Genomic DNA, 23210 nt, shown 5'->3' on the forward strand with positions numbered 1-23210 from the left:
TTACGGCCTTGTAGTAGTAACGGAATTAACAAACCACTGCTGGATATTGCCAATCGCGGAGTGCGAGGTATCCAGAATCGGCTGCGGATAGAAGCCCAGCAGTACCAGCAGCACCACCAGCAACAGGATCATAAACAGCTCACGCAGCGACATCCCTGGCAGTTCCTGGCTGGCAATCTGGCTTTTCGCTTTACCGAAGTAAGCACGATGCAACATCGCCAGCGAATAAACAGATGCAAAGACCAGCCCAAAGGTAGAGATAACGGTAATCACCGGGACAACCTGGAAGCTGCCGAACAGAATCATAAATTCGCCGACGAAGTTACCGGTGCCAGGCATCCCAAGCGTTGCCACCGCAAAGAACAGCGACAGTGCTGGCAGCCATTTCATCTTGCTCCACAGACCGCCCATCATGCGCATGTCGCGGGTATGGATACGTTCATAAAGCTGACCACAAAGAATAAACAGACCCGCCGCTGACAAGCCGTGCGCAATCATCTGGATTACCGCGCCCTGGTAGGCCAACTGGCTGCCGGTGTAGATAGCAATCAGTACGAAGCCCATGTGGGAAACCGAGGTGTAGGCGATCAGACGTTTGATATCGGTCTGGGCGAAGGCCATCCACGCACCGTAGAAGATGCCGATAACACCCAGCCACATAGCGATTGGCGCGAACTCTGCCGACGCGTTCGGGAACAGCGGTAGGGAGAAACGCAGCAGACCGTAAGCGGCGGTTTTCAGCAAGATCCCCGCGAGGTCCACGGAACCGGCAGTCGGAGCCTGTGAGTGCGCATCCGGCAGCCAGCCATGCAGCGGAACCACCGGCATTTTCACCGCAAACGCGATGAAGAAGCCCAGCATCAACAGATATTCCACACCACTGGACATTGGCGTATTCAACAGCTCTTCATAGTTGAAGGTCCAGACGCCGGTCGCATTGTAGTGAACAAAAACCAGCGCCAGGATGGCGATCAACATCACCAGACCACTCGCCTGGGTGTATATGAAGAACTTGGTTGCCGCCGTGATACGCGTTTTACCGTCAGAGGCTTTATGCCCCCACAATGCGATCAGGAAGTACATCGGCACCAGCATCATTTCCCAGAAGAAGAAGAACAGGAACATGTCGATGGCAAGGAACACGCCGATAACGCCGCCCAGGATCCACATCAGGTTGAGGTGGAAGAAGCCCTGATATTTTTCGATCTCTTTCCACGAACAGAGTACCGCCAGCACACCGAGCAGACCGGTCAGCACGACCATCAGCAGCGACAGCCCGTCAATGGCGAGATGGATAGAGATACCAAAACGCGGGATCCACGGCATGTCGAATTCAGACTGCCACTGCGGAATTCCGGCGGATTGCGTCAGTGAATAACCGCCCTGCAACCACAGTTGCAGCGACAGCGCCAGCGTCAATCCCATGGTGATCAGCGCGATCCAGCGCGGCACCTTGACGCCAAAGCGTTCGGTCTGCCAGCACAGGAAGCCGCCGATAAAGGGAATTAATATTAGCCAGGGTAGTAACATGGCGATCTTTATTCCTTGTAAAAGTCCCGTCAGGACCGGATTTTCAACGAATTCTCACGACAGAAAATTCTCTTCGGACTGGGGGTAGTGTCGGATGCACCGCGAAGGAGGCTTATCCGACCTACGTTCTTATATGCCCAGGGGCAATCCCACAATCCTTAACTCAACGCAGTACCATCAACAGTGCCAGCACCACGACCGCACCGATGCTCATGGATGCCACATACCAGCGCAGATAGCCGTTCTCGCTTAACAGCAGACCTTTACCTGCAAAGCGGGAAAGAACCGCCGGAATGTTCATCATTGAGTTCAGCGGATCGCGTTTCAGCAACCAGGCAATACCCAGGAACGGCTTGACGAACACTTTGTCGTACAGCCAGTCAAAGCCCCAGGCGTTGTACCACCAGGTGCCCAGCAGACGGCCCGGCGCACTGTTGGCGATGGAGGTCACCAGAGTACGTTTACCCAGCCACAGCCAGGCTGCCAGCAGAATGCCGACCACCGCGACCACACCAGAGGTAATTTCCAGGGTCAACATGCTGCCGTGCGCCAGTTCCGTCGTTTGCGGAAGCACGCCCTGCAGCGGCGGTACAATCAGTGCGCCAACGAAGGTGGAAAGGATCAGCAGCACAATCAGCGGCAGGCTGTGAGTTACCCCTTTCACGGCGTGAGCGTGAATTTGTTCTTTTCCGTGGAAGACGATGAAAATCATACGGAAGGTGTAGAGCGAGGTCATAAACGCACCGACCAGACCTGCCACCATCAGATTGATATGACCATTCGCCATCGCACCCGCGAGGATCTCATCCTTACTGAAGAAGCCCGCAGTGACCAGCGGCAGTGCCGACAGTGCTGCGCCGCCCACCAGGAAGCAGAGATAAACCAGCGGAATAGATTTACGCAGACCGCCCATCTTGAAGATGTTCTGTTCGTGATGGCAGGCCAGAATGACAGAACCGGATGCCAGGAACAGCAGCGCTTTAAAGAACGCGTGGGTCATCAAGTGAAAAATCGCCGCATCCCATGCCTGCACGCCAAGCGCGAGGAACATGTAGCCAATCTGGCTCATGGTAGAGTAAGCGAGAACACGTTTGATGTCGGTCTGTACCAGCGCGGCAAAACCGGCCAGCAGCAGCGTAACCGCCCCAACAATGCCCACCAGATGCAGAACTTCCGGCGTCATCAGGAACAGGCCGTGGGTACGGGCGATCAGGTAGACACCCGCGGTTACCATCGTTGCGGCGTGGATCAGCGCGGAGACAGGCGTCGGGCCCGCCATCGCGTCGGCAAGCCATGTCTGCAACGGCAACTGCGCAGATTTACCGACCGCACCGCCCAGCAGCATCAGCGTCGCCCACATCAGCATATTATTGCCGTCAGCAAAGTGCGCTGGTGCCAGTTCCACCATTTCGCGGAAGTTCAGGGTGCCCAGTTCGTTGTAAAGAATGAACAGCGCGAAAGCGAGGAACACGTCACCCACACGGGTCACGACGAACGCTTTCATTGCCGCTGCGCCATTCTTCGGATCGGTGTAATAGAAACCGATCAGCAGATAGGAGCATAGGCCCACGCCTTCCCAGCCGAGGTACATCAGCAGCAGGTTGTCGGCAAGCACCAGAACTACCATGCTGGCGATGAACAGGTTGGTGTAGGCGAAGAAGCGAGAGTAGCCCTCTTCACCGCGCATGTACCAGGAGGCGTACATGTGGATCAGGAAACCCACACCAGTGACCACCGAGAGCATGGTCAGCGACAGGCCATCCAACACCAGGTTAAAACCGATGTTAAAGTCGCCTACCGACATCCACGTCCACAGCGGCTGGCTGTAAGCCTGCTCGCCGTTAGCGAAGAAGTCGACGCCAATAAAGGCGGTTACCAGCGCCGCCAGGCCCACAGAGCCTACGCCGACGATCGCCGAGACGTTTTCAGACCAGCGCCCACGGGAGAACGCCAGCAGGACGAAGCCAATCAATGGCAAAATAATGGTTAAGGCAAGCATGTTCATCCGCGCATCTCACTTACTGAATCGATGTTCAGGTTCTGGCGACGACGGTGAAGTTGCAGCAGCAGCGCAAGGCCGATACTCGCTTCTGCCGCCGCGAGGCTGATGGCGAGAATGTACATCACCTGACCGTCGGTCTGGCCCCAGTAGCTTCCGGCGACCACAAAGGCCAGCGCGGAGGCGTTAATCATGATTTCCAGACCAATCAGCATAAACAGCAGATTGCGACGGATAACCAGACCGGTTAAGCCAAGAACGAATAAGATTGCCGCGAGGATCAGTCCATGTTGTAAGGGGATCATGCGTGCTCCTCCGTTTTTCTTTTCGCGCTGTCGTCTTTACGATTGCTCAGCACTTCACCCGCACGCTCTTCACGACCGACGTGGAAGGCCACAACCAGACCCGCGAGCAGCAGCATAGAAGCCAGTTCCACCGCCAGTACGTAAGGCCCGAACAGCGTAATACCCACTGCTTTAGCACTGATTGGCGTACCGTCGATACCTTGATCGTTAACACCGAGAATGGCGTAAACAATCACCACCAACATGATGGCTGACAAAATTGCCGGACCAATCCACACCTGCGGTTTCAGCCACTGGCGTTCTTGTTCGATTTCTGAACCGCCCAGGTTGAGCATCATCACCACGAACACGAACAGCACCATAATGGCACCCGCGTAGACGATAATTTCCAGCGCACCGGCGAAGTAAGCGCCTAGTGAGAAGAACACCCCGGAAATCGCCAGCAGCGAAATAATCAGGTACAGCAGTGCGTGTACCGGATTGGTATGGGTGATCACTCGCAAGGTCGCAAGTATGGCTATCAGGCCACAGATATAAAAAGCGAACTCCATTGCCCCTCTCCTTACGGTAACAGGCTCTTGACGTCGATAGGCTTGGCTTCGTTCTCTGCTTCGCCCTTATCTTTGCCGTCGATTGCCATACCTGCCATCCGGTAGAAGTTATACTCCGGGTATTTGCCCGGACCGGAGATCAGCAGATCCTCTTTCTCGTAAACCAGATCCTGGCGCTTGTATTCCCCCATTTCGAAATCCGGGGTTAACTGAATCGCCGTGGTCGGACAGGCTTCTTCGCACAAACCACAGAAAATGCAGCGTGAGAAGTTGATGCGGAAAAATTCCGGATACCAGCGACCGTCTTTGGTTTCTGCTTTTTGCAGCGAGATACAGCCGACCGGGCAGGCTACCGCGCAGAGGTTACAGGCTACGCAACGCTCTTCGCCGTCCGGGTCGCGGGTCAGAACGATACGACCACGATAACGGGGCGGCAGATAGACCGGCTCTTCCGGGTACATTCGCGTTTCGCGTTTGGCGAACGCGTGCAGGCCGATCATCCAGATACTACGAACCTGGGTGCCGAAACCTACTAACAATTCTTTTAAGGTCATGGTCTTATTGCCCCTTATTGCGCCTGCCAGAGAATGACAGCCGCCGTTACCAGCAAGTTGATCAGCGTCAGCGGCAGGCAGATTTTCCAGCCGAAGGACATTACCTGGTCATAACGCGGACGCGGTAACGACGCACGAATCAAAATGAACATCATCATAAAGAACGCGGTTTTCAGCGCGAACCAGATGAATGGTGGTAACAACGGGCCTTGCCAGCCACCGAAGAACAGCGTCACCATCAATGCAGAGATGGTCACAATCCCGATGTACTCACCCACGAAGAACAGACCGAACTTCATACCGGAATATTCAATGTGGTAACCATCCGCCAGTTCCTGCTCGGCTTCCGGCTGGTCAAACGGGTGACGGTGACACACCGCCACGCCCGCGATGGCAAAGGTAATAAAACCAAAGAATTGCGGGATGACGTTCCACACATGCGCCTGGCTGTTAACGATGTCGGTCATGTTGAATGAACCGGCTTGCGCCACCACGCCCATCAGGGAAAGCCCGAGGAACACTTCGTAGCTCAGGGTCTGCGCAGAAGCACGCATCGCACCCAGCAGCGAGTATTTGTTGTTACTTGACCAGCCCGCAAACAGCACCGCGTAAACCGCCAGACCTGCCATCATCAGGAAGAACAAAATCCCGATGTTCAGGTCGGCAACCACCCAACCCGGACTGACTGGCACAATTGCAAAGGCCAGCAGCAGCGAGGTAAAGGCAATCATCGGTGCTAGGGTAAAGATGACGCGATCCGAGAATTTCGGGATCCAGTCTTCTTTAAAGAACATTTTGATCATGTCCGCAACCAGCTGGAGCGAACCACCCCAGCCAACACGGTTAGGTCCGTAACGGTTCTGGAACAGACCCAGCAGGCGACGTTCGCCAAAGCTCATGAATGCCCCGCAGGTGACAACCACCAGCAGGATCACCACCGCTTTGAGGATGGTCAGCAGGATCTCAATCAGTTCCGGTGATATCCAACTCATTGTTGTGCCTCCTTGAGATCCTCAAGATGCGCGCCAGCCAGCACCGGAGCAATGCCGGACATACCCATCGGCAAGCCCACCTGCCCTGCCGTCAGCCCTTCGGCGATTTCAACCGGCAGCGTGACCGTGTTGCCATCGTAACTAAAGGAGACGCGTGTACCTGCGTTCACACCCAACTTCGCGGCATCCGCTGGGTTGAGTTTGATGTACGGCTGCGGCATACGACTCTGGAAGACCGGAGCACGCTGTGACAATTCATCGCTGCCAAACAGGTGGTAGTACGGCGCGATACGCCATTTCCCGTCCTGCGGCTGGAAGCGTGCCGGTACGCTGGTGAAGTAATCCAGACCATTTTCGCTGGTTTCAAACAGACGCACGCCCGGATCGCCAAAGCGCAGTTTGCCGCCCACTTCGTCCTGGAATTTGTTCCACGCCTGCGGGGAGTTCCAGCCTGGCGCCCAGGCAAACGGCACTTGCGAACGGTGCGCAGTCGGCTGGTTGTTACCTTCCATCGAGAAGGTAAACATGGTGTCAATATCCTGCGGCTGACGTGGCTCATGAACGCTAATATTGGCGCGCATGGCGGTACGACCGCTGTAACGGTGCGGTTCACGGGCCAGTTTCTGCCCACGAATACGGAATGTCGCATCCGGCGCAGCATCTTTGATACCTGCCAGTTCCGGGATTTTCGCCACAACAGCGTCAATCACATGGTCGAGCTGCGTCCAGTCCACTTCACGGCTCAACAGGGTACTGTGCAGCGAGTGTAACCAGCGCCAGCTTTCCAGCATGACAGTTTTGCTGTCGTAATAAGCCGGATCGTAAACCTGGAAGAAACGTTGGGCGCGACCTTCATTATTAATTACCGTACCGTCGCTTTCAGCAAAGCTGGCAGCGGAAAGTACCAGATGGGCGTTTTCCATGATCGCTGTGCGTTGATGGTCAACCACCATCACCAGCGGCGCTTTAGCCAGCGCAGCATTCACGCGGGTAGCAGAAGCGTGACGATGCAGATCGTTTTCCAGCACCACCACCGCGTCGGCGCGTCCGGTTTCCAGTTCGGTTAACGCTTCTTCAAGCGATCCACCGCCCATAATGCCCAGCCCCATGCTGTTGACGGAACGGGCAATCATGGTGATACCGACGTCAGCGCCGCGACCTTTCAGGGCTTTCGCGACGTTAGCCGCAGCCTGAATTACTTCAGCGCTACCGGCGTTCGTCCCGGAGATAATCAACGGTTTCTTCGCACCCGCCAGTGCCTGCACGATGACGTCGATTTTGCTTTGCAGTTCAGGTTCAATACCGTCAACCGCTGGCGCGGAGTTATCCAGCGCATGGGCGATGGCAAAACCTAAACGCGCCTGATCTTCAACCGGTGCGCGGTAAGTCCACGCCGCGATATCATCCAGACGGGTGTCATCAACGTTGGTAACAAACAGCGGATGCTTCGCACGTTGACCGATGTTGAGGATTGCCGCAATCTGCCAGTCAGCCACTTTCTGTGCTGCCGCCATTTCGCGCGCTTTACCTTTCACCGCCTGACGCACTGCCAGCGCGACGCGCGCGCCGGTCTGGGTAACGTCTTCGCCCAGCACCAGTACCGCATCGTAAGATTCGATTTCGCGCAGAGCAGGAGTATAAATGCCGCCTTCACGCAGTACTTTCAGCGCCAGTTGCAGACGTTCCTGCTCACCGTGAGCGATACCGGTGTAGAAGTTTTCTTCGCCCACCAGCTCACGCAGCGCAAAGTTACTTTCCACGCTGGCGCGCGGAGAACCAATGCCGATCACTTTCTTCGACTGACGCAGAATATCTGCTGCGCCCTGCATTGCCTGTTCGGCGTTGAGGGTAATGAAATCATCGCCACGACGCTGTACTGGCTGACGCGGACGATCTTTCAGGTTGACGTAACCGTAACCGAAACGACCACGGTCGCAGAGGAAGTAGTGGTTTACCGTACCGTTGTAACGGTTTTCGATACGACGCAGTTCGCCATAACGCTCGCCGGGGCTGATGTTACAGCCGATGGAACATTGCTGGCAGATGCTCGGCGCAAACTGCATATCCCATTTACGGTTGTAACGCTCGGAGTGCGTTTTGTCGGTAAATACGCCGGTCGGGCAAATTTCGACCAGGTTACCGGAAAATTCGCTTTCCAGCGTGCCGTCTTCCGGGCGACCGAAGTAGACGTTGTCGTGCGCGCCATAAACGCCCAGATCTGTACCGTCAGCGTAATCTTTGTAGTAACGCACGCAGCGGTAGCAGGCGATGCAGCGGTTCATTTCGTGAGAGATGAACGGCCCCAAATCCTGATTACGGTGGGTACGTTTGGTGAAACGGTAGCGACGGAAGCTGTGTCCGGTCATCACGGTCATATCCTGAAGATGGCAGTTACCGCCTTCTTCACATACCGGACAGTCGTGCGGGTGGTTGGTCATTAACCACTCGACCACACTTTCACGGAACTGTTTCGCTTCTTCGTCGTCAATGGAAATAAAGGTGCCATCGGAAGCCGGTGTCATACAGGACATCACCAGGCGACCACGCGTGTCTTCCGCGTTTTGGTATTGCTTCACCGCACACTGGCGGCAAGCACCGACGCTTCCCAGCGCCGGATGCCAGCAAAAGTAAGGAATATCAAGGCCCAGAGACAGACAAGCTTCCAGCAGGTTGTCCGCTCCGTTGACCTCGTATTCTTTGCCGTCTACATGAATTGTAGCCATTAGCATGCTTCCAGTTTTCTCAGTCAGAGACTGAGCGTTAATCGAAATTCGGTTACCAGCGCTCTTTCAGCAGGTTCGGCTGAATCCCATTAATCAAATGGGTATTGCTGAACGGCTGTTTGATCCCCGCCTCAAATTCTTCGCGGAAATATTTGATGGCGCTCTGTAACGGCTCCACGGCACCAGGTGCGTGGGCACAGAAAGTTTTACCCGGGCCTAAGAATCGACACAGTTGCTCAAGTGTTTCGATATCGCCCGGCTGACCTTCGCCACGCTCCAGCGCACGCAGAATTTTCACGCTCCACGGCAGACCGTCGCGGCACGGCGTACACCAGCCGCAGGACTCACGGGCGAAAAACTCTTCCAGGTTACGCACCAGCGACACCATGTTGATCTCATGGTCAACCGCCATCGCCAGCGCCGTACCCAGACGGCTTCCCGCTTTACCGATACTTTCGAATTCCATCGGCAGATCAAGGTGCGCTTCGGTCAGGAAGTCAGTCCCCGCGCCGCCTGGCTGCCAGGCTTTAAATTTCAGACCATCACGCATACCACCGGCGTAATCTTCGAGGATCTCGCGTGCGGTGGTGCCGAACGGCAGTTCCCACAGTCCCGGATTTTTCACCCGACCAGAGAAGCCCATCAGCTTGGTGCCAGCATCTTTACTTTTCGAGATGTTCTGATACCACTCCACGCCGTTAGCGAGGATCGCCGGAACGTTACACAGGGTTTCGACGTTGTTGACACAGGTCGGTTTGCCCCATACGCCGGAGGTTGCCGGGAAGGGGGGTTTCGAGCGTGGGTTAGCACGACGCCCTTCCAGGGAGTTGATTAACGCTGTTTCTTCCCCGCAGATGTAGCGCCCTGCCCCGGTATGGACGAACAGTTCGAAGTCGAAACCTGTTCCCATAATGTTTTTGCCAAGCAAGCCCGCTTCAGTGGCTTCGGCAATGGCGCGGCGCAGATTTACTGCCGCTTCGATATATTCGCCACGCAGGAAGATGTAGCCACGGTAAGCTTTCAGCGCAAACGCGGAGATGAGCATACCTTCCACCAGCAGGTGCGGCAGTTGCTCCATCAACAGGCGGTCTTTATAGGTGCCTGGCTCCATTTCATCGGCGTTACACAGCAGGTAACGGATGTTCATGGATTCGTCTTTCGGCATCAGGCTCCATTTCAGGCCGGTAGAAAAGCCCGCGCCACCGCGCCCTTTCAGACCAGCGTCTTTTACCTGATTAACGATTTCGTCCGGAGACAGCCCGGTCAGCGCCTTACGCGCCCCTTCGTAACCGTTTTTGCTGCGGTATTCGTCCAGCCACACTGGCTGTTTGTCATCGCGCAGACGCCAGGTCAGCGGATGCGTTTCGGGAGTACGGATAATGTTTTTCATTTATACCGCTCCAGCAGTTCAGGGATCGCTTCCGGGGTCAGATGCGCGTGAGTGTCCTCATCGATCATCATGTTTGGCCCTTTATCACAGTTCCCCAGGCAGCAAGTTGGCAGCAGCGTAAAGCGGCCATCAAATGTCGTTTGCCCTGGTTTGATGTTCAGCTTTTTCTCGAGCGCCGCCTGAATACCCTGATACCCGTTGATATGACAGACCACGCTGTCGCAATAACGGATCACATGGCGACCAACCGGCTGGCGGAAGATCTGACTGTAGAACGTTGCCACACCTTCGACGTCGCTTGCCGGAATACCCAGCACATCGGCGATCGCGTGGATCGCACCATCCGGCACCCAGCCACGCTGCTTCTGAACGATTTTCAGCGCTTCAATGGACGCCGCACGCGGGTCTTCGTAGTGGTGCATCTCGTGCTCGATCGCTTCACGCTCTGCCGCACTCAGCTCAAAAGCCTCGGTTTGTGGTTGTTGATTCTCGTGCATAATTAGCGGTCCACATCTGACATAACAAAATCGATACTGCCCAGATAAACAATCAGGTCAGACACCAGGCTGCCGCGGATCGCCGCCGGAATTTGCTGCAAATGCGCATAACTCGGCGTGCGGATACGAGTGCGATAACTCATGGTGCTACCGTCGCTGGTCAGGTAGTAACTGTTGATCCCTTTGGTCGCCTCAATCATCTGGAAGGATTCATTGGCAGGCATCACCGGCCCCCACGACACTTGCAGGAAGTGGGTGATCAGGGTTTCGATATGTTGCAGCGTGCGCTCTTTCGGCGGCGGCGTGGTCAGCGGGTGATCCGCTTTGAACGGGCCTTCCGGCATGTTGTTGAGGCACTGCTCAAGAATGCGCAGACTCTGGCGCAGCTCTTCCACTTTCAGCATTACGCGGGTGTAGCAGTCAGAAACACCACCACCAACCGGGATTTCAAAGTCGAAGTTTTCATAGCCAGAATAAGGACGCGCCTTACGCACGTCGAAGTCGATCCCGGTAGCACGCAGGCCCGCGCCAGTGGTGCCCCACTCCAGCGCCTCTTTCGCGCCATAGGCGGCAACGCCCTGGGAACGACCTTTCAGAATGGTATTTTGCAGCGCCGCTTTCTCGTAAGACGCCAGACGTTTCGGCATCCAGTCGAGGAACTCACGCAGCAGGCGATCCCAGCCGCGCGGCAGGTCGTGCGCTACGCCGCCAATACGGAACCACGCCGGGTGCATACGGAAACCCGTGATCGCTTCCACCAGATCGTAAATTTTCTGACGATCGGTAAAGGCGAAGAACACGGGCGTCATTGCGCCGACGTCCTGAATAAAGGTCGAGATGTACAGCAGGTGGCTGTTGATACGGAACAGTTCGGAGAGCATAACGCGAATGACGTTAACGCGATCCGGCACGGTGATCCCGGCCAGTTTCTCTACCGCCAGCACGTAAGGCATTTCGTTAACGCAGCCGCCGAGGTATTCGATACGGTCGGTATACGGAATGTAGCTGTGCCAGGACTGGCGTTCGCCCATTTTCTCCGCACCACGGTGGTGGTAGCCGATGTCTGGTACGCAGTCGACAATCTCTTCGCCATCGAGCTGCAAAACGATACGGAAAGCACCGTGCGCCGACGGGTGGTTCGGACCGAGGTTGAGGAACATGAAGTCCTCGTTTTCGGTGCCGCGCTTCATCCCCCACTCTTCCGGTTTGAAGGTCAGGGCTTCCATCTCCAGATCCTGTTTGGCTTTGGTCAGCTCAAACGGCGAGAATTCGGTAGCGCGCGCCGGGTAATCTTTACGCAGCGGGTGACCTTTCCAGGTTTGCGGCATCATGATGCGGCGCAGGTTCGGGTGACCGTCGAATGTAATGCCAAACAGATCCCAGGTTTCACGCTCATACCAGTTAGCGTTCGGGAACAGTTTGGTGAAGGTCGGTACGTGCAGGTCGTTTTCTGCCAGCGCCACCTTCAGCATGATGTCGCGGTTACGATCAATAGAAATCAGATGGTAGAAAACGGAAAAATCCGCGGCAGGTAACCCTTCGCGGTGTGTGCGCAGACGTTCGTCCATGCCGTGTAAGTCAAACAGCATGACGTAAGGTTTCGGCAGTTTCTTTAAGAAATCGCCAACTTCCAGTAATTGTTCACGCTTGATCCACACAACGGGAACCCCGGTGCGAGTCGCCTGAACAGTAAAGGCATCCGGCCCAAAACGGTTGCGCAGTTCGCCAATTACCGGATCATCAAGATGATCGCGGGTCTGCCAGGCGGGTTCTTGCGCGGTTAAGTCGGTCATATTGTTCACCATTGCAAATGGTCCGTGGTGACTGTCGGCGCAGTAAGCTTCGCGAAATAGATTTAGGAATAAGCGAAGAAAAATCCCTTTGCCGACAGGCGCAAATTAAATCTCGTCAGGTGTACGCAGGTTGGTTACGGCAATGCGTTCACCGCGCTTGCGTTCGCGCTCTGATTGCATATTGGCGCGATAAACGCCCTGATCGCCAACCACCCAGGAGAGCGGACGACGTTCTTTGCCGATAGATTCCTGCAACAGCATCAGTGCCTGCATGTACGCTTCAGGACGCGGCGGGCAGCCCGGGATATACACATCAACCGGGATGAATTTATCGACGCCCTGCACAACGGAATAAATATCGTACATACCACCAGAGTTGGCACAGGCACCCATTGAGATAACCCATTTTGGTTCCAGCATCTGGTCATACAGACGCTGAATAACCGGTGCCATTTTGGTAAAGCAGGTTCCTGCAACCACCATCAGGTCAGCCTGACGCGGCGAAGCACGCAATACTTCTGCGCCAAAACGCGCCACGTCATGCACCGCGGTAAACGAAGTCACCATCTCAACGTAACAGCAGGAAAGACCGAAGTTATACGGCCAAATTGAGTTTTTACGACCCCAGTTAACCATGTCATTGAGCTTGCCCATAAACACGTTTTTGTTAACTTCTTGCTCCAGAGGGTCGGTTACGATCTCCTGCTTTTGCAGGGGGTAACGGTCGTTCTCACCGTTGGGATCTATGCGGGTGAGCGTATAATCCATCTTAATGCCTCGCGGTTAGCGTTGACGATTAGCGATACTGTTCGTTTCCGGGTTCATACGCTCGCGGCGTGAACGCGCGGGCGTCCAGTCCAGCGCGCCAATACGCACCAGATAAACCAGACCTGCCAGTAACACAAAAATAAAAATTGCAGCTTCCACAAAGCCTACCCAGCCGCTTTCGCGGATAGAGGTTGACCATGCGAACAGATACAGCGCTTCAACGTCGAAGATAACGAAGAACATGGCCACCAGATAAAACTTGGCGGACAGGCGTAAGCGGGCGGAGCCGACCGAGTCGATACCGGATTCAAACGGCACGTTTTTCGACCTCGCGCGTGCGCGACCGCCTAAAAACCAACCGCCTACCAGCATCAGGCAACACAGGCCAATGGCAACGATAAGAAAGATAGCGAATGCCCAGTGATGAGCGATGACTTCAGTGGATGTTGACATACTCATTGCTTACTCATCAAAAGTAGCGCCAGATTCACTGCTCTTCACGGCAGATGGACGCCACATCGATTCATGGGGAGGAATAAAAAAAACCTTACAATCACTGTAGAAATTCTTTTATACAGCTAATTGATGTGGTCTTTTACTCCTTTCTATAACCTTTTGTCAACTTTAACAAAAGTTTCTTCACATTAGTTTACATAATATCAACACCATTAGCATTTAATGCCCTTTCACCCCAGATCCTTGACGACTCCAGGATAATTAGATGTTGTTGAATCGTGTCCGTTGTGAAGCAATGGAAAAAATACGGGTCTATTTTGACAGGAATTTGTGTCGATTCCTCCCCCCAAAAGAGAGTATTTTCTTGATCTGTGACACGCTTTTGTCATTCCATAACAAAAACGCAGCAACAAATTTACGTATTTTTTAACATCATTGTAGCAGGTGATTTTTTTCAGGCGATTATTTGTGCGTACGGGGCGTGAATCTCTGGTGATTAAAAAATGACCAGTTTTGTACATTCTGCACGATGTGAAGAAGGTTCTTTACTAAAAAAAAGCCGCTGGGGTTTAAAACACCCCCAGCGGCTCGTTTTTACACTATTGTTCCAGGAATTATCTATGGTCCGTCGATTACTCGATATCCCTTTCAATTAACAATGAGTCATCTCCTTCCGGAGCAGACATTGGGCTGTATTGCCACGGATTATGGTAGCTCTCCATCGCCTGATAGATCACCTGGGCCAGCTCATTATTACTGGACGGGTCATAGCACAGCAAATATTCGGTATCAGGTAGCGGCGGTAAGCCATCTACTCCACTCAGCACACGCAAGTCCGGACTCATCATCTCGACCGGCCTTGCCGTCACGCCAAGACCGGCTTTCACTGCCGCACGAACGGCCGGAAGCGTCGAGGCGACATAAGCCAGTCGCCAGGGAATATCTGCTTTATTAAGCGTCGCCAGCACCATATCGCGAAACGGACTTGGATCATCCAGCAATACAAGAGGGATCGGCTCACCTTTTTGCAATACGTATTCCGCTGCGCAGTACCAGTGTGTTGGCGAGGTACGCAGGTTCAATGCCTTAAACGCTGAAGGACGATGGGTGGTTACCATCAAATCCACTTCCTGGGATTCCAGCATTTCTGCCATATAGGCATTACGTTTAACGCGGACATCCAGCGCTAATTTCGGATAAACCGAACTCACGCGATTTAACAGGAAAGGTAAGATCGTATCGGCAGATTCATCTGAAGCACCGATAGTTAACACGCCCTGAAGATTACTGAACATTAATGATGAGCAGGCCTCATCATTAAAACGCAGGATTTTCCTGGCGTAACCAAGAAGTTGAATGCCATGTTCAGTTAACAGTTTGTTGCGACCGTGACGAGCGAACAGTTCTTTCCCAACGAGTTGTTCCAGACGCTGCATTTGCTGACTTACGGCGGACTGAGTACGACACACAGCGGCAGCTGCGGCAGCAAAAGTGTTCAGATCGGCAACAGCAACAAATGTTCTCAGCAGATCGAGGTCGAGGTTAATTATCGGACGATTTGCACTTATCATATATTATCACTTACTGGCGGCTCATACTGAGCTGGTTAATGCTGTGCACACACAAACAAGCAATTCCATTTGTAATGTGCCTCCCTGGCAGTTTCATCCGGAACCCGGACGAAAGTAAAAATGCATATGAGTTGCACTAAAAAAGCGACTCACATTGTTCCGTTATAATGCCTGAAGTAGATCACAGAATATATCTTCAGGGATCGCATATCTATTAAGTTACTCACTCTTTTCTATTTATGACATGCGCGTGTTTGTATAAATGTAAATGTGAGTCCTTGTTCCACTCTCGTGCAGCATCGCTGGTCATACGCGAACACGTACAAACAGCAATGGTGAGGCGGCATCAAGAGCAGGGATCCGTCATTTATGCGAGCATTTTACCCCAAAAACCTTTTATTTATAAGGGTCATTGCGAATTATCTGATGCAAAGTTATGTTATGTTAGGCAAAGTAATCTTCTATTATTAATAAGCACATCAAAACCTTTTTGAATATTAAATAATAATTAATTAGCATCATCCTCATTCATTAATTCCGCTTAACAATAGTTTCACACCTTGCCCCCATTGCGACACCTCGGAAATCATCACGCTGTTAAACTCTCCGTAATGCGGAAATATCATCATCGCGTTTCATTAGTGAATTCTTAAATGAGGCATTTTCACACAATTATCTTACAGATAAAAAAACCAGACTTACAATCAAGAATCAGAACAATTCACTATATAACATTGCATGTAAAGCATATACACCTCATTATTTTGTCATTATTAAGTTATTAACAGCACAATCGAACCTTCCCCTCTGGCAAAATCTTATTCTGCAGACCTTCAAAACACCGTCCTGGGGGAGTACATTGTTCTAAGCTGACTTCCACGGCAGGGAGTGGCGATAACAGCAAAAAAGGTCAAGATTCATGTCCCCCATTGAAAAATCCAGCAAATTAGAGAATGTCTGTTATGACATCCGTGGTCCGGTGCTGAAAGAAGCAAAACGCCTGGAAGAAGAAGGTAACAAGGTACTGAAACTGAACATCGGCAACCCAGCCCCGTTCGGTTTTGACGCGCCAGATGAAATCCTCGTTGACGTGATACGCAACCTGCCTACAGCTCAAGGGTATTGCGATTCCAAAGGTCTTTACTCCGCGCGTAAAGCCATCATGCAGCACTACCAGGCTCGTGGCATGCGTGATGTTACCGTGGAAGATATTTACATCGGCAATGGTGTATCGGAGCTTATCGTTCAGGCAATGCAGGCATTGCTGAACAGCGGGGACGAAATGTTGGTTCCTGCACCAGATTACCCACTATGGACCGCGGCGGTTTCGCTTTCCAGCGGTAAAGCGGTGCATTATCTTTGCGATGAATCCTCTGACTGGTTCCCGGACCTCGATGATATTCGCGCTAAAATTACGCCTCGTACGCGTGGGATCGTTATTATCAACCCAAATAACCCAACCGGCGCGGTATATTCCAAAGAGCTTTTAATGGAGATTGTGGAGATTGCACGTCAGCATAATCTCATTATCTTCGCCGATGAAATTTATGACAAAATTCTCTACGACGACGCTGAGCATCACTCAATTGCGCCGCTGGCACCTGACCTGCTGACCATTACCTTTAATGGACTGTCGAAAACGTACCGCGTTGCAGGCTTCCGTCAGGGGTGGATGGTGTTGAACGGGCCGAAAAAACACGCCAAAGGCTACATCGAAGGTCTGGAAATGCTGGCTTCAATGCGCCTGTGTGCTAACGTTCCTGCGCAACACGCCATTCAGACCGCGCTGGGTGGTTATCAGAGCATCAGTGAATTTATTACCCCTGGCGGTCGTCTTTATGAGCAGCGTAACCGCGCGTGGGAATTGATCAACGATATTCCGGGCGTTTCCTGCGTGAAACCTCGTGGTGCGCTGTACATGTTCCCGAAAATCGACGCCAAACGCTTTAACATTCACGACGATCAGAAAATGGTGCTGGATTTCCTGTTGCAGGAAAAAGTTCTGTTGGTGCAAGGGACGGCATTCAACTGGCCGTGGCCGGATCACTTCCGCATTGTCACGCTACCGCGTGTCGATGATATCGAGCTGTCTTTGAGCAAGTTCGCGCGTTTCCTTTCTGGTTATCATCAGCTGTAATCTTAATTTCACTGCCGGAGATTGCATCCGGCAGTGTTATCCCGCCACAATGACCTGATGATGTCATCATACGTAAGGTCACTATGAAACAGAGCCATTTTTTTGCCCATCTCTCCCGCCTGAAACTCATTAACCGCTGGCCGCTCATGCGCAATGTGCGGACGGAAAATGTGTCCGAACACAGTTTGCAGGTAGCGATGGTCGCCCATGCGCTGGCAGCTATCAAAAATCGGAAATTTGGCGGTAATGTCAACGCCGAACGTATCGCTTTACTGGCGATGTACCACGATGCCTCAGAAGTGCTCACCGGCGATCTCCCTACTCCGGTGAAATACTTCAATTCGCAAATCGCTCAGGAATACAAGGCTATTGAAAAAATCGCTCAGCAAAAACTGGTCGATATGGTTCCGGAAGAGCTGCAGGATATCTTTGCGCCGTTAATTGACGAGCATGCATATAGCGATGAAGAAAAATCGTTGGTGAAACAGGCAGATGCACTGTGTGCATATCTGAAATGTCTGGAAGAACTCGCGGCCGGAAATAATGAATTCTTGCTGGCAAAAACGCGACTGGAAGCGACGCTTGCAGCGCGTCGCAGCCAGGAGATGGACTACTTCATGGAAGTATTTGTTCCCAGCTTCCATCTTTCGCTCGATGAGATTAGCCAGGATTCACCGCTGTAAGCAGCCGGAGTCTGCGTCGCATCAGGCAATAAGCGCCGGATGCGACATCAGGCTCTTGTCAAAACGGAAACAGCATCGGGATCATCACCACACAAACCGCCATCACGATAATGGTGAACGGTACCCCCAACTTCACAAAGTCACTGAAGCTGTAATTTCCCGGACCTAAAACCAGTGTGTTAACAGGTGAAGAAACCGGTGTCATAAAGGCGGCGGATGCTGCCATCGCCACGACCATCGCGAATGGATAAGGCGACACACCCATCGTTTTGGCAGCAGCCAGCGCAATCGGAGCCATCAACACCGCCGTCGCGGTATTAGAGATAAATAGCCCAATAACCGCCGACAAGACAAACAAACAACCCAGCATCATATGTGGCCCGTAACCACCGCCAATGTCCATCAGCCCTTTCACCGCCAGCGCGACACCTCCCGTTTTCTGTAATGCCACAGCAAACGGCATCATCCCAACGATCAAAATAATGCTCGGCCAGTGAATGGATTTATAGGCGCTTTCAGCATCTATACAGCGGAATTTCCCCATCAGCAGGCAGGCGATGATAGCGGCAACAGGATTAGGAATTTCATCTGTCAGCATTAACGCCACCATTAGCACCAGACAGAAAATGGCATGGGGTGCCTGGCTGTGCGCGGGCGATGCTTCACTCACCTCTTCCGGTAAGTTCAGCGCTACGAAGTCGCGGCCCTGTTTGGCCAGCATACCGATCAGTTTCCAGTTACCCACAACCAGGATGATATCGCCCAGCAGCAGAGGCTCATCCGCCAGCGAACCTTCCAGCGCCACGCCATTGCGCTTTAGCCCCACCACATTCAGTCCGTAGCGGGTACGAAAACCAATTTCGCGCACCGATTTACCAATCAGTTCTGACTCAGGAATTAATGAAATCTCTGCCATGCCCACATCAAGGGCCTGGTCAGAAAAATACTCGCCGCGCAGTACCATCGGCTCCAGCAATTGCTCACTACAAAATTGCCGGAGATCGACATCAGCCGCAGACATATCAATAAGCAAAACGTCACGCGCGCGAAATTCAGAAACCCCATTAACGTTCACGATAACGCGACGAAAACGCCGCCAGCGTTCAACACCGATGACGTTAGCGCCATAACGCTCACGTAATTTGAGATCGTCCAGCCGTTGACCAATCATTGGCGATCCGGGGCGGATAGCCAGACGTCGCGCACGCCCGGTCAGTCGATATTCACGGATAAGATCGCGAAAGGTTCGACGCGTCCAGCCTTCGCGCTGCGGGATCTGGGTATCCCCTTTCAGCATGAAACGCATCACTAACATATACAAAATACCCAGCACCAGCACGACCAGGCCAATAGGTGTTACGCTAAAGAAACTGAAGCCGTGATAGCCTTCACGCAGCAATTCACTGTTGACTACCAGGTTCGGCGGCGTCGCCACCAGCGTCATCATGCCGCTAATCAGCCCGGCAAAACTTAACGGCATCATCAGACGTGACGGCGAAGTTTGCATACGCATGGCAACGCTTAACACCACGGGAATAAAGATAGCGACAACGCCGGTTGAACTCATAAACGCGCCAAGCCCCGCGACGGTCAGCATCAACAAAACCAACATTTTGATTTCACTGTTGCCCGCAACTTTGACCAGCCATGTTCCCATTACGGTGGCAACACCGGTACGGACCAAACCATCGCCAATAATAAACAAGGCGGCAATCAGGACAACGTTAGGATCAGAAAAGCCGGAAAATACTTCTGGGACTGTCAGCGTTCCGCTTAATGCAAACGCGACAATAACAAACAAAGCGACCGCATCCATACGCACTCTGCCCGTCGCAAACAAGACGATGGCAACGGCCAGTAATGAAAGAACCCAAATCAATTCACCGTTCACAACTTATCCTTGTTAATTGAGGGGGATGACTTGATTCTGCCATAAAAAAGCCCCGACGAGACGGGGCTAAATCATGATCAGGTGTTTCACTGAATAATAACATCGCCATTTGGCTGTTTGGTCACAGTAATTTGCTCCAGACTGTGGAGGACCAAATCGACCTCATTCAGGCGCGGGGTATCTGCCGGAGCGTTAACCGCAATGACATGGCAACCCGCCGCCAGGCCAGAAAGCACGCCAGCGGGAGCATCTTCCACCACCACACACTCCTGCGGCGCAAGCCCCAGCAGCTGCGCGCCTAACAGATACGCATCAGGTTCTGGTTTTCCGCGCTTCACTCGCTCAGCGGTTACAAACACCTCTGGTGCGGGAAGCCCCGCTATTTTATGGCGCGCTCGCGCTACCGGCATGGAGCCAGAAGTCACAATGGCCCACGGAATACCTGCTTTATTCAAATGATTGAGTAAGGCGATTGCCCCCGGAAGCGCGGTAATACCTTCGGTTTCCGTGGCCTCGATTTGCTCCAGACGCGTAAACTCGGCGGCAATATCAGCCTCGGATTTGCCCGCCATAAAATGGCGCAGAGAGGTGATCGCCTGTTTACCGTGAATGAAAGCCAGCACCTCTTCCGGCGCTAACCCATGACGTCTGGCCCAGTTGCTCCACGCCCGTTCTACCGCAGGCAGGGAATCCACCAGCGTTCCATCAAGATCAAACAGAAAACCTTTGCACCGCACGCGGGCCTCCTCAGGCGTTGATAATTTGATTAATTTCGTTGGCGCTCAAATGGTACTGACGCGGGCAGGCATGCCACACATTAAGCATGCGCTGATATTTTTCCCACATTGGCGTCTGGGCGTTAAAACCGTGAGTTCCGGCGTCAAAATGGGTATAGCGCCCTTCCACATTAACCATAAAGCGGACATAACCGAGGTAACGTGCTTCAGTGGCGGCGTCAAAGCCAAGGAAGGTGACACGACGTTCATCGATGGATTGCTGGTCCTGCAAATTAGACCAGGAAACATGCAACGCATGATACATCTCCATAATGTCGATGATAGTGCGGCAGGTTTCTTCTTTCAGCTCGCCAAACTCGCGATCCAGTTCACGCATCTGTAATCCATAACCACGCTCAATGATTGTTTGCAGGCGACGGTAACGTTCAGCATTTGCCGGATCGAGCATAGTCATCATCTTGTACTGATTAGACAAAATAAGACGTTGCGCGTTGGTCATTTCCATTGTTGACTCCTGTATCACTCTATTACGGTGAAAAAAAAGAAGGCTGAGTATGCCTTCTTTTATATGCGTAATCAGGGGTCAATTACAAATCATCAAGGAAAGTTTTATCCAGTTGTTTGAAGGCGCGCTTAAGCGTGTCAGCTAATGCCTGGTAATCAGGCTTGCCTTCAACGGGTGCCAACACCTGTCCAGACTCCTGCAATTTACCGCGAACTTCATAAAACCAGTTGAGGATAGCAGGGGGTAATGGCGTTACAGAACGCTTGCCCAGCCACCACAATCCCTGCATGGGTAAACTTAAGGCGAACAGCGCAGTGGCAACTGCCGGCCCAAGCTGACCGCCCAGGGCAATCTGCCAGCAGAGAGTAAATACGGCGATCGGCGGCATAAAACGGATCGCATAACGCGTCATCTTGATAACGCGATTTTCGACAAAGACCGGGGCAAGGCGTTTTTCCAGCGGCCACGTCTTTGAGTAATGCTGTCCCCGGCGAAACAAGCTAAAAAAATTAACAGAACGATTATCCGGCGTTGACATGCTTCACCTCAACTTCACATATAAAGATTCAAAAATTTGTGCAAATTCACAACTCAGCGGGACAACGTTCAAAACATTTTGTCTTCCATACCCACTATCAGGTATCCTTTAGCAGCCTGAAGGCCTAAGTAGTACATATTCATTGAGTCGTCAAATTCATATACATTATGCCATTGGCTGAAAATTACGCAAAATGGCATAGACTCAAGATATTTCTTCCATCATGCAAAAAAAATTTGCAGTGCATGATGTTAATCATAAATGTCGGTGTCATCATGCGCTACGCTCTATGGCTCCCTGACGTTTTTTTAGCCACGTATCAATTATAGGTACTTCCATGTCGAGTAAGTTAGTACTGGTTCTGAACTGCGGTAGTTCTTCACTGAAATTTGCCATCATCGATGCAGTAAATGGTGAAGAGTACCTTTCTGGTTTAGCCGAATGTTTCCACCTGCCCGAAGCACGTATCAAATGGAAAATGGACGGCAATAAACAGGAAGCGGCTTTAGGTGCAGGCGCCGCTCACAGCGAAGCGCTCAACTTTATCGTTAATACTATTCTGGCACAAAAACCAGAACTGTCTGCGCAGCTGACTGCTATCGGTCACCGTATCGTACACGGCGGCGAAAAGTATACCAGCTCCGTAGTGATCGATGAGTCTGTTATTCAGGGTATCAAAGATGCAGCTTCTTTTGCACCGCTGCACAACCCGGCTCACCTGATCGGTATCGAAGAAGCTCTGAAATCTTTCCCACAGCTGAAAGACAAAAACGTTGCTGTATTTGACACCGCGTTCCACCAGACTATGCCGGAAGAGTCTTACCTCTACGCCCTGCCGTACAACCTGTACAAAGAGCACGGCATCCGTCGTTACGGCGCGCACGGCACCAGCCACTTCTATGTAACCCAGGAAGCGGCAAAAATGCTGAACAAACCGGTAGAAGAACTGAACATCATCACCTGCCACCTGGGCAACGGTGGTTCCGTTTCTGCTATCCGCAACGGTAAATGCGTTGACACCTCTATGGGCCTGACCCCGCTGGAAGGTCTGGTCATGGGTACCCGTTCTGGTGATATCGATCCGGCGATCATCTTCCACCTGCACGACACCCTGGGCATGAGCGTTGACGCAATCAACAAACTGCTGACCAAAGAGTCTGGCCTGCTGGGTCTGACCGAAGTGACCAGCGACTGCCGCTATGTTGAAGACAACTACGCGACGAAAGAAGACGCGAAGCGCGCAATGGACGTTTACTGCCACCGCCTGGCGAAATACATCGGTGCCTACACTGCGCTGATGGATGGTCGTCTGGACGCTGTTGTATTCACCGGTGGTATCGGTGAAAATGCCGCGATGGTTCGTGAACTGTCTCTGGGCAAACTGGGCGTGCTGGGCTTTGAAGTTGATCATGAACGCAACCTGGCTGCACGTTTCGGCAAATCTGGTTTCATCAACAAAGAAGGTACCCGTCCTGCGGTGGTTATCCCAACCAACGAAGAACTGGTTATCGCGCAAGACGCGAGCCGCCTGACTGCCTGATTTCACACCGCCAGCTCAGCTGGCGGTGCTGTTTTGTAACCCGCCAAATC

General features: G+C 52.6%; 20 protein-coding genes. 3 read left to right on the top strand and 17 right to left on the bottom strand.

The genetic code is table 11. From position 1 onward, the window contains the following. From nuoM to lrhA, 13 genes are all read right to left on the bottom strand, one after another. Positions 1-1530: an NADH-quinone oxidoreductase subunit M gene (nuoM, locus tag HUZ68_RS15425; protein WP_000926441.1), complete on the bottom strand. Its 1530-nt coding sequence runs from the start codon at positions 1528-1530 to the stop codon at positions 1-3. 163 nt (positions 1531-1693) lie between these two features. Continuing rightward, positions 1694-3535 carry an NADH-quinone oxidoreductase subunit L gene (gene nuoL / locus HUZ68_RS15430; protein ID WP_001056618.1) on the bottom strand — a complete coding sequence of 614 codons (1842 nt, stop codon included), beginning with the start codon at positions 3533-3535 and terminating at the stop codon, positions 1694-1696. Continuing rightward, positions 3532-3834 carry an NADH-quinone oxidoreductase subunit NuoK gene (gene nuoK / locus HUZ68_RS15435; RefSeq protein WP_000612644.1) on the bottom strand — a complete coding sequence of 101 codons (303 nt, stop codon included), beginning with the start codon at positions 3832-3834 and terminating at the stop codon, positions 3532-3534. The genes nuoL and nuoK overlap by 4 nt, the downstream gene beginning before the upstream one ends. After that, on the bottom strand, positions 3831-4385 hold the full coding sequence (gene nuoJ, locus HUZ68_RS15440; RefSeq protein WP_000393511.1) for an NADH-quinone oxidoreductase subunit J: 555 nt from the start codon (positions 4383-4385) through the stop codon (positions 3831-3833). Before nuoJ ends, nuoK begins: the two co-directional genes overlap by 4 nt. A gap of 11 nt (positions 4386-4396) precedes the next feature. Then, entirely contained in the window at positions 4397-4939 is a 543-nt protein-coding gene (gene nuoI, locus HUZ68_RS15445; RefSeq protein ID WP_000172749.1) for an NADH-quinone oxidoreductase subunit NuoI, read from the bottom strand. A 14-nt stretch (positions 4940-4953) separates the two neighbouring features. After that, a complete protein-coding gene (gene nuoH / locus HUZ68_RS15450) occupies positions 4954-5931 on the bottom strand; it encodes an NADH-quinone oxidoreductase subunit NuoH (protein WP_000118507.1) in 978 nt (325 codons plus the stop codon). After that, a complete protein-coding gene (gene nuoG, locus HUZ68_RS15455) occupies positions 5928-8654 on the bottom strand; it encodes an NADH-quinone oxidoreductase subunit NuoG (RefSeq protein WP_001296257.1) in 2727 nt (908 codons plus the stop codon). Before nuoG ends, nuoH begins: the two co-directional genes overlap by 4 nt. Before the next feature lie 52 nt (positions 8655-8706). Then, complete coding sequence (gene nuoF / locus HUZ68_RS15460) at positions 8707-10044, bottom strand: NADH-quinone oxidoreductase subunit NuoF (RefSeq protein WP_000789502.1); 1338 nt, start codon at positions 10042-10044, stop codon at positions 8707-8709. Beyond that, positions 10041-10541 carry an NADH-quinone oxidoreductase subunit NuoE gene (gene nuoE / locus HUZ68_RS15465; protein ID WP_000545042.1) on the bottom strand — a complete coding sequence of 167 codons (501 nt, stop codon included), beginning with the start codon at positions 10539-10541 and terminating at the stop codon, positions 10041-10043. The genes nuoF and nuoE overlap by 4 nt, the downstream gene beginning before the upstream one ends. Before the next feature lie 2 nt (positions 10542-10543). Beyond that, positions 10544-12346: an NADH-quinone oxidoreductase subunit C/D gene (gene nuoC / locus HUZ68_RS15470; protein WP_000247878.1), complete on the bottom strand. Its 1803-nt coding sequence runs from the start codon at positions 12344-12346 to the stop codon at positions 10544-10546. A gap of 93 nt (positions 12347-12439) precedes the next feature. Further along, positions 12440-13102, bottom strand: coding sequence for an NADH-quinone oxidoreductase subunit NuoB (gene nuoB / locus HUZ68_RS15475; protein ID WP_000386733.1), 663 nt, complete (start codon positions 13100-13102; stop codon positions 12440-12442). Positions 13103-13117: 15 nt separating this feature from the next. Beyond that, positions 13118-13561 (bottom strand): NADH-quinone oxidoreductase subunit NuoA, encoded by a 444-nt coding sequence (gene nuoA / locus HUZ68_RS15480; RefSeq protein ID WP_000062997.1) that lies wholly within the window; start codon positions 13559-13561, stop codon positions 13118-13120. A 629-nt stretch (positions 13562-14190) separates the two neighbouring features. Beyond that, positions 14191-15129, bottom strand: a complete 939-nt coding sequence (lrhA, locus tag HUZ68_RS15485) for a transcriptional regulator LrhA (RefSeq protein WP_000622286.1) — start codon at positions 15127-15129, stop codon at positions 14191-14193. Between the two features lie 919 nt (positions 15130-16048). Between lrhA and alaA the strand changes: the two genes are divergently transcribed. Both alaA and yfbR read left to right on the top strand, forming a co-directional pair. Beyond that, entirely contained in the window at positions 16049-17266 is a 1218-nt protein-coding gene (alaA, locus tag HUZ68_RS15490) for an alanine transaminase AlaA (protein ID WP_000074527.1), read from the top strand. 83 nt (positions 17267-17349) lie between these two features. Continuing rightward, entirely contained in the window at positions 17350-17949 is a 600-nt protein-coding gene (yfbR, locus tag HUZ68_RS15495) for a 5'-deoxynucleotidase (RefSeq protein ID WP_033815401.1), read from the top strand. Positions 17950-18007: 58 nt separating this feature from the next. Here the strand turns inward: yfbR and HUZ68_RS15500 are convergent, their stop codons facing one another. From HUZ68_RS15500 to yfbV, 4 genes are all read right to left on the bottom strand, one after another. Then, positions 18008-19840 carry an SLC13 family permease gene (locus HUZ68_RS15500; RefSeq protein ID WP_021533053.1) on the bottom strand — a complete coding sequence of 611 codons (1833 nt, stop codon included), beginning with the start codon at positions 19838-19840 and terminating at the stop codon, positions 18008-18010. Positions 19841-19926: 86 nt separating this feature from the next. Next, on the bottom strand, positions 19927-20577 hold the full coding sequence (gene hxpA, locus HUZ68_RS15505; protein ID WP_001203399.1) for a hexitol phosphatase HxpA: 651 nt from the start codon (positions 20575-20577) through the stop codon (positions 19927-19929). Between the two features lie 10 nt (positions 20578-20587). Further along, positions 20588-21082 carry a YfbU family protein gene (locus HUZ68_RS15510; RefSeq protein WP_000426124.1) on the bottom strand — a complete coding sequence of 165 codons (495 nt, stop codon included), beginning with the start codon at positions 21080-21082 and terminating at the stop codon, positions 20588-20590. A gap of 82 nt (positions 21083-21164) precedes the next feature. After that, positions 21165-21620 (bottom strand): terminus macrodomain insulation protein YfbV, encoded by a 456-nt coding sequence (yfbV, locus tag HUZ68_RS15515; RefSeq protein ID WP_000106627.1) that lies wholly within the window; start codon positions 21618-21620, stop codon positions 21165-21167. 337 nt (positions 21621-21957) lie between these two features. Here yfbV and ackA point away from each other — a divergent pair, with 337 nt between their 5' ends. Beyond that, positions 21958-23160 carry an acetate kinase gene (ackA, locus tag HUZ68_RS15520; RefSeq protein ID WP_000095707.1) on the top strand — a complete coding sequence of 401 codons (1203 nt, stop codon included), beginning with the start codon at positions 21958-21960 and terminating at the stop codon, positions 23158-23160. Positions 23161-23210: the final 50 nt, after the last annotated feature.

This window comes from Shigella dysenteriae, from assembly GCF_022354085.1.
In the GTDB taxonomy this organism is placed as follows: Bacteria; Pseudomonadota; Gammaproteobacteria; order Enterobacterales; family Enterobacteriaceae; genus Escherichia; species Escherichia coli.